Here is a 7163-nt window from a genome sequence, read left to right on the forward strand (position 1 = left end):
GGGGCGGGGGGGGCCGGAACCTGCCGCGGGGGGTGTGGGGGGGGGGCGGCCCCCCCCGGGGGGGGCCCGGCCGCCCGTTCCGTACGTAGGGACGCGACAAGGGTCCGTACGGTTCTCAGCGCGCGGCATCCATGGCAGACTTCTGACGCTTCGTCAGATTCAGTGGATCCGGAGTCGGGGAGGGCCTTCGTGGCACGGACGCGCAGACCGGTGGTGGCCGGATGGTTCACGGACGACGGCGGGGAGGGCGGGGACTTCCGGCTGCTCGGCACCCGCTGTACGGCCTGCTCCTCGGTCTTCTTCCCCCGCGAGGACTCCTGGTGCCGCAATCCCGGCTGCCCGGGCGGCGGCGAGCTCGTGGAGACCCCGCTCTCCCGGCGTGGCCGCGTCTGGTCGTACACCGACGGCCGCTACCGCCCGCCCGCGCCCTACGTCTCCGATCCGGACGCGCCCTGGGACCCGTACACCCTGGTCGCGGTGGAGTTGGCGGCCGAGGCGATGGTGGTGCTCGGGCAGGCGGCGCCCGGGGTGCGGACCTCGGACCTCGCCGTCGGCATGGAGGTCGAGGTGGTGCCGGGAGTGCTCAACGAGGACGACGCGCACATCTGGACCACGTGGCACTGGAAACCGGTGCATGCGCGCGTGGCGGAGGAGCGGTCATGAACGACATCGCCGTCCTGGGGGCCGGGATGCACCCCTGGGGCAAGTGGGGTCGCAGCTTCGTCGAGTACGGTACGGCCGCGGCCCGCGCCGCGCTCGAAGACGCCGGGCTGAGCTGGCAGGACATCGGATCGGTGGTCGGCGCCGACACCATGCGGTGCGGGTATCCGGGATACGTGGCGGGGGCGACCTTCGCGCAGGCGCTGGGCTGGCAGGGGGCGCGCGTCACCAGCGTGTACGCGGCCTGCGCCTCCGGGGCACAGGCCGTCGGCGCCGCGCGGGCCCAGATCCTCGCCGGACTGGCGGACGTCGTCCTGGTCGTCGGCGCGGACGCGGCGCCCAAGGGCTTCTTCGCCCCGGCGGGCGGGGAGCGGCCCGACGATCCCGACTGGCTGCGCTTCCGGGTCCTCGGAGCGACCAACCCCGCGTACTTCGGGCTCTACGCACGACGCCGGATGGCCCTGTACGGCGACACCGTGGAGGACTTCGCCCAGGTCAAGGTGAAGAACGCGGCGGCGGGCTCGCTCAATCCGCTCGCCCGCTACCGCAAGGCGGTGAGTGCCGAGGAGGTCGCCGCCTCGGCCGTCGTCGCCGATCCGCTCCGGCTGCTCGACATCTGCGCGACCTCGGACGGCGGCGCGGCCCTGGTGCTGTCCAGCATGGAGTTCGCCCGGCGGCACGGGCACCCGGACCCCGTCCGTATCCGGGCGGTCTCCACCGTCACACCGACGTACCCCAAGGCCGTCGTCGACCTGCCGGACATCGCGACCGACTCGGCCGCGACGGTCTCCGCGGCCCCGGACTCCTTCCGGGCGTCGATCGCGCGGGCCGCGTACGAGGAGGCGGGTATCGGACCCGAGGACCTGTCGCTTGCGGAGGTGTACGACCTCTCCACCGCACTGGAGTTGGAGTGGTACGAGGACATCGGTCTGTGCGCGGCCGGCGAGGGCGCGAAGCTGGTACGGGAGGGGGCCACGGCGCTCGGTGGCCGCGTCCCGGTCAACACCAGCGGCGGCCTCGGGTCCTTCGGCGAGGCCGTGCCCGCCCAGGCCATCGCGCAGCTCTGTGAGCTCACCTGGCAGCTGCGGGGCACGGCCGGCGGCCGTCAGGTGGACGACGCGCGGGTCGGGATCACCGCGAACCAGGGGCTGTTCGGGCATGGGTCGGCTGTGGTGGCGGTGCGCTGACCAGGTACGCAGACACCATGCCGCGCTGAAGCCACGCCGCACCGACGCCGCATCACCCTGACGCCGCGCTGCGCCGAGGCCTCCGCGCGGCCCGTGTCAGGTGGCGACGGGCGTGGCGCCCTGGTCCGCCAGGACCAGGGCGTGCTCGACGACGGCCACGAGGATGTTCTTCACGGACTCCCGGTCGCGCGCGTCGCACATCAGCAGCTCGACCTCGGGGTCGAGGTCGAGTGCCCCGCGTACGCTCTCGGCCGGGAACCGCTGGGCGCCCTCGAAGCAGTTGACCGCCACGGTGAACGGGATGCCGCGCCGCTCGAAGTAGTCGATCGCGGCGAAGCTGTCCTCCAGACGACGGGTGTCCGCCAGGACGACCGCCCCGAGCGCACCCTGTGCCAGCTCGTCCCAGAGGAACCAGAAGCGGTCCTGGCCGGGGGTGCCGAAGAGATAGAGGACCAGGTCCTCGCGGAGGGTGATCCGCCCGAAGTCCATCGCGACGGTGGTGGTCGACTTGTTCTCGACCCCGTGGAGATCGTCGACGGGCCGGCCGGCCTCGCTCAGGATCTCCTCGGTGCGCAGCGGCCTGATCTCACTGACGGCGCCGACCAGCGTCGTCTTGCCCACTCCGAAGCCACCCGCGACCAGGATCTTCAACGTCACCGGTTCGACGAAGGGCTTCTTGTGGCTAGAGCGCCCGAAGGCCATTGATCACCTCGCGGAGAATGCTCACGTCCGGCAGCTCGGCCGGCGGAACGGGGCGGGTCACATGGACGAGTTCGTCCTCGACGAGATCGCCGACGAGGACCCGGACGACCCCGACGGGGAGGTCGAGTCCGGCGGCGAGTTCGGCGATCGACTGCGGTGCGTCCGAGCAGCGTTCGACGATCTCCACGTGTTCCGGGGAGAGCGTCTGGTCGCGGCCGGGATCGTCCGCGGCGGGCTCGGGCACCACCACGGCGATCAGGTCGAGACGATGACGGGTCGCGGCGCTGGTCCGGCCGCGGGTCATCGCGTACGGACGGACCACCGGCCCGGCATCGTCGTCGAACCAGTGGTGGGCCGGGCCCTGCGTGCGGTCGCGCAGGGCCGCGTCGGTCGTGCCGTCGGTCGTGCCGTCAGTCATGGTGTCCCCCCACTCACCCTCCGGCGGACGGTCCGGAGCGCGGGGCCGTCCCGAGGTGGACGCCGACCCGCTTGACCATCAGTGTCATCTCGTAGGCGACCTGGCCGACGTCCGAATCGGCGTCCGCGAGGACGGCGAGGCAGCTGCCGTCGCCCGCCGCCGTGACGAAGAGGAACGCGTCCTCCAGCTCCACCACGGTCTGACGGACCCTGCCGGCCTCGAAGTGGCGGCCGACGCCCTTGGCCAGGCTGTGGAAGCCGGAGGCGACGGCGGCGAGGTGCTCGCCGTCCTCGCGGGTCAGCTCCGCGGAGGCACCGGTGGAGAGTCCGTCGCTGGACAGCACCAGAGCCTTGCGGATGGACCCGACCCGCTGGACCAGCTCGTCGAGGAGCCAGTTCAGCTCACCGTTGGCGTTTCCGGAGGTGTTCGTTGCTGCGGCGTTCGGTGCGGTCATCGACCGTCCCCCTCGGGTGTCGTTCCTGGTGCTGGTGGTTCGGCGTTCTGCCGTCGTCCGCGCTGCCAGCCGCGCTGCATGGACGCCATGCGGCTGCGCACTTCCTCGGCATCGCGCTCGAAGTCCGTGCCGGCGGAGGCGGTGTCGCCGGTGGAGGTCCTGTCGTCGTCGCGTTCGCCCGTCTCGCGCAGCTGGCGTGCGAGGCTCGCCTGGCGGACCCGGCGGGGCAGTCCGCCGAACGGCGCGGGACCGTCGGGCGGTGCGGCGCCGTTCGGCGGCACCGGGCCGGCCGGAGGTACGGGACCGACCGGCGGCACCGGGCCGTGGGGCGGTACGGGTACCAGGGTGCGGGGTGTCCCCGTCGGTCCCGTGGGCTCCTGGGCGGCGGAGGGGTGGGCGCGGCCCGGCTCGTCGACCCGGCGGCCGTGGTCGACGACGAGCGTGGGCGGACGGCGCCTGGGCAGCGGCACGGGGCCGCGCTCGGAGGGCCGGTCGTACGACTGCTCCGGAGTCTGGTCCGGGGTCTGCTGATGCTGCTCGGCGCCCGGGGCCGCGGCGAGGCCGCGGCGGTGGTCACGGGGGCGGAAGAGGCCGCCGCGCTCGCTCTCGGTGTCCTCCAGGTCCGCGGCGGACGGGTCGAGCAGCTCCTCGAAGCCGGAGGTCCCGAGGGGTGGTTCGAGCTCGACGGGCCCGTCGAGCGGGCCGTCCAGGAGCGAGGAGGCCGCGGAGCGGGTCGCGCCGGTGGCCCGGGGCGCGCCGCCCTGCACCTTGGTGAGAGCGGGACGCCGGCCCGGCTGCTCGCCGTTCTCCCGGTCCGCGAGCCCGCGGTCGAGGGTCTTGCGGTCCAGGCGGAAGCCGGCGCCCTGCGTCTCGGGCGCGTCGGTGAGCAGCACGGCCGGGATGAAGACGACCGCGGTGGTCCCCCCGTACGGCGAAGGCTGCAGCGAGACGCGGACGTTCTGGCGCTGGGCGAGCCGGCTGACCACGAAGAGACCGAGGCGGTCGGTGTCGGAGAGCTCGAACTCGGGGGTCTCGGCGAGCCGGAGGTTGGCGTCGAGGAGGGCGTCGGGGTTCATGCCGAGGCCGCGGTCGTGGATCTCCAGGGTGAAGCCGTTCGCCACCCGCTCGCCGAGCACCTGGACGGCGGTGTGCGGGGGCGAGAACACCGTGGCGTTCTCCAGGAGTTCCGCGATGAGGTGGGTGAGGTCGGCGACGGCGGGGCCGCCCACGCCGAGGCGGGGCAGGCGGCGCACCTCGATCCGCTCGTAGTCCTCGACCTCGGCGACGGCCGCGCGGACGACGTCCATCAGCTGGACGGGCTTGCGCCACTGGCGGGAAGGGGCGGCGCCGGAGAGGATCACCAGGCCCTCGGCGTGGCGGCGCATGCGCGTGGTCATGTGGTCGAGCCGGAACAGGTCGGCCAGTTCCTCGGTGTCCTCGGTGCGCCGCTCCATCGTGTCGAGGAGGGTGAGCTGGCGGTGCAGCAGCACCTGGTTGCGGCGCGCGAGGTTGACGAAGACCTCGGCGACGCCGCGGCGCATGTCGGCCTGCTTCACGGCCGCCTCGACGGCGGCCCGCTGGAGGGTGTTGAGCGCCTGGCCGACCTGGCCGACCTCGTCCTTCTCGTACCGCAGCTGCGGCACCTCGGTCTCGATGTCGACGTGTTCGCCGGCGGCGAGGCGGCGCATGACGCTGGGCAGGCGTACGCCGGAGACCTCCTGGGCCTCCTTGCGCAGCCGGCGCAGGTCGCGGACGAGTTCGCGGCCGATGCGTACGGAGACGACGACGGAGACGAGCAGCGCGAGGAAGCCGAGGACTCCGGCGATGCCGGCCTTGAGCAGCACGCTGTAGGCGGCGGGCTGGACGCGCTCCTGGTAGCGGTCGCCGGCGGCCGTGTTCTCCCGCGCCAGGTCGTCGAGGACCGGGTTGGCCCGTTCCTCCCAGCGGGCCGCGGTGATGGTCCGCGGGCTCTTCGTGGGACCGGCGACGATCAGGTCCTCTTCGGCGCGGCGCAGCGGCTCGGTGTCGGGGCTGCGCCAGTACCTCTCGAACTTCTCGCGCTCGACGGTGGGCAGGACTTCGAGGTTCACCTCGTAGAACTGCTTGCGCTGGGCGACGAGATCGCTGATCTCGCGAAGTTCCTGGGCCGTGACGCGCTCGGAGATGAGTGCGGAGACGATCAGGGCGTCCTCGCGGGAGAGCGCCTCGCGGCCGCGGGTGATGCCGACGAGGGCGCGGCCCTGCTTGTCCATCTCCACGTTCTCGAGCGCGTGGAGGGTCATGAGGAAGCTGTAACAGGGGTCGACCAGGCGGTTGTAGAAGTCGAGGGCCTGCATGCGGCCGATGCTGCGGTTCTCCACGGAGCGGCGCAGCGCGTCGAGGCCGTCCAGCGCCGTCAGCAGCGATTCGAGGCGCTGCGAGGCGAGAGGACGCATCTCCTCCCGTACGCCGGAGTCCGCGGCGTTCCGCCGGATGAGGGCGATCTGACGGTCGGTGGCCTCGCGCTGCTCACGCAGGGTGGTGAGGGAGTCGGAGGCGCGCGGATCGGCCAGATAGATCAGGGACTGGCGGCGCTCCTTCTGGATGACGCGCGCGGTGTCCTCGATGGGGTAGCCGACCTTCTCGACGATGTAGCCGACGTCGAGGAGTTGGTCGGCCTCACGGCCGGTGAGTACCGTGGCGAAACCCCAGAGGCCGGTGAGGGACACGAGCGGCACCAGCAGCAACGCCACGATCTTCCGGCGGATGGACTTCCCGCGAAAGCGCATGGCCTCCCCCAGTTCGGCCTCCACCCGTCGCGGAGGTCCTCCTTTGCGACGCGTGGCGTCAACTCACTGCGTCAACACATGGCGTCAACCATCGGATTCAACAAACGGCGGCGCGAGCCTACTACTGCATCACAGCCAACCCGAAGGCACGTCCGGACGTTTTTCAGCCTCTCGAGTGAGCGTTGATCATGAGATGTCCCGGTATTCAGGGAGTTGGCATTCGTCACTGTGGCGCAGGACACGTGGCGGGGCGGTCGGGGTGGGGGTACGGCGGATGGCTGGAACTGTTCGTTCCGGTACGAACGAGGGGAAACCTTTTCCCTTCGCGGAGCGTCATTGTGTACGGGGAGGGGTGTGTCCGTGTAAAGCCACGCAAGACGGGCAGCCACCCCTGAGGACGGGTCAGCGGTGGGGAGTGACGAGAACGATGGTGCACGAGGCGGAATCGCCACGGCAGTTGTGGGTGGATGACGAGAAGGGCCGGCGCAGGATGCCGGACCCGGTGCGTACCGCCGCCGTGCGGGCCGTGATGCTCACGTCGGTGACGCTCATACAGGGCATGGTGGCGTTCTTCTGCGCGGTCACCGAGTCCTGGCTCGCGTTTCCGATGCTGCTCAGCTCTGTGGGCAGCACGGTCGTGGCGACCTGGAGCGTGCTCGACGTGTGGGTGACGCGCCAGGTGTGGCGGCAGCGGAACGGCGTGGTGTCGGAGCCGAGCAGTACGGCACGCCGGCTGAGGCGCGAGCGGCGCCGGGCACGGAAGGCGGCGCAGGTGCCGGACGGCGAACAGGGGCACGGCACAGCGGGGATGGTGCGCGAAGCGGAGTCCGAGCGGAGCGGGAACCCGGCACGGACGGAGACGCGCGCGCTGTCCGAGGCGGCCTGAGGCGCGGCTCCCGGGACCCGGCCACGGGCCGGGGTGCGTACGGAGACGAGGTGTGGGGGGTGGCGGGAGGTGCGGGCGCGGCGAGAGC

The 7163-nt window shown here is 72.2% G+C and carries 7 protein-coding genes; 3 read left to right on the plus strand and 4 right to left on the minus strand.

Translation table 11 applies throughout. The annotated features are described in order from the left end of the window. Positions 1–189 precede the first annotated feature (189 nt). Both ACFVZW_RS33885 and ACFVZW_RS33890 read left to right on the plus strand, forming a co-directional pair. Positions 190–663 carry a Zn-ribbon domain-containing OB-fold protein gene (locus tag ACFVZW_RS33885; protein WP_384529695.1) on the plus strand — a complete coding sequence of 158 codons (474 nt, stop codon included), beginning with the start codon at positions 190–192 and terminating at the stop codon, positions 661–663. Then, positions 660–1847 (plus strand): lipid-transfer protein, encoded by a 1188-nt coding sequence (locus ACFVZW_RS33890; protein ID WP_384529698.1) that lies wholly within the window; start codon positions 660–662, stop codon positions 1845–1847. The genes ACFVZW_RS33885 and ACFVZW_RS33890 overlap by 4 nt, the downstream gene beginning before the upstream one ends. Positions 1848–1943: 96 nt before the next feature. On the opposite strand, the gene ACFVZW_RS33895 is transcribed toward ACFVZW_RS33890, so the two are convergent. Genes ACFVZW_RS33895 through ACFVZW_RS33910 form a run of 4 tightly spaced genes read right to left on the minus strand, consistent with a single transcriptional unit; the run spans position 1944 to position 6189 of the window. Beyond that, on the minus strand, positions 1944–2549 hold the full coding sequence (locus ACFVZW_RS33895) for an ATP/GTP-binding protein (RefSeq protein ID WP_383563349.1): 606 nt from the start codon (positions 2547–2549) through the stop codon (positions 1944–1946). Further along, positions 2530–2967, minus strand: a complete 438-nt coding sequence (locus tag ACFVZW_RS33900; protein WP_384529701.1) for a DUF742 domain-containing protein — start codon at positions 2965–2967, stop codon at positions 2530–2532. Before ACFVZW_RS33900 ends, ACFVZW_RS33895 begins: the two co-directional genes overlap by 20 nt. Positions 2968–2980: 13 nt before the next feature. After that, positions 2981–3421 (minus strand): roadblock/LC7 domain-containing protein, encoded by a 441-nt coding sequence (locus ACFVZW_RS33905; RefSeq protein WP_384529704.1) that lies wholly within the window; start codon positions 3419–3421, stop codon positions 2981–2983. After that, the gene (locus ACFVZW_RS33910) at positions 3418–6189 is read right to left on the minus strand and encodes a nitrate- and nitrite sensing domain-containing protein (protein WP_384529710.1); all 2772 of its coding nucleotides are present in this window, start codon (positions 6187–6189) and stop codon (positions 3418–3420) included. Before ACFVZW_RS33910 ends, ACFVZW_RS33905 begins: the two co-directional genes overlap by 4 nt. Before the next feature lie 463 nt (positions 6190–6652). On the opposite strand from ACFVZW_RS33910, the gene ACFVZW_RS33915 reads away from it, so the two are divergent. Continuing rightward, positions 6653–7075, plus strand: a complete 423-nt coding sequence (locus tag ACFVZW_RS33915; RefSeq protein ID WP_384529707.1) for a hypothetical protein — start codon at positions 6653–6655, stop codon at positions 7073–7075. Positions 7076–7163: the final 88 nt, after the last annotated feature.

The organism is Streptomyces sp. NPDC059567 (genome assembly GCF_042735655.1).
Lineage (GTDB): Bacteria > Actinomycetota > Actinomycetes > Streptomycetales > Streptomycetaceae > Streptomyces.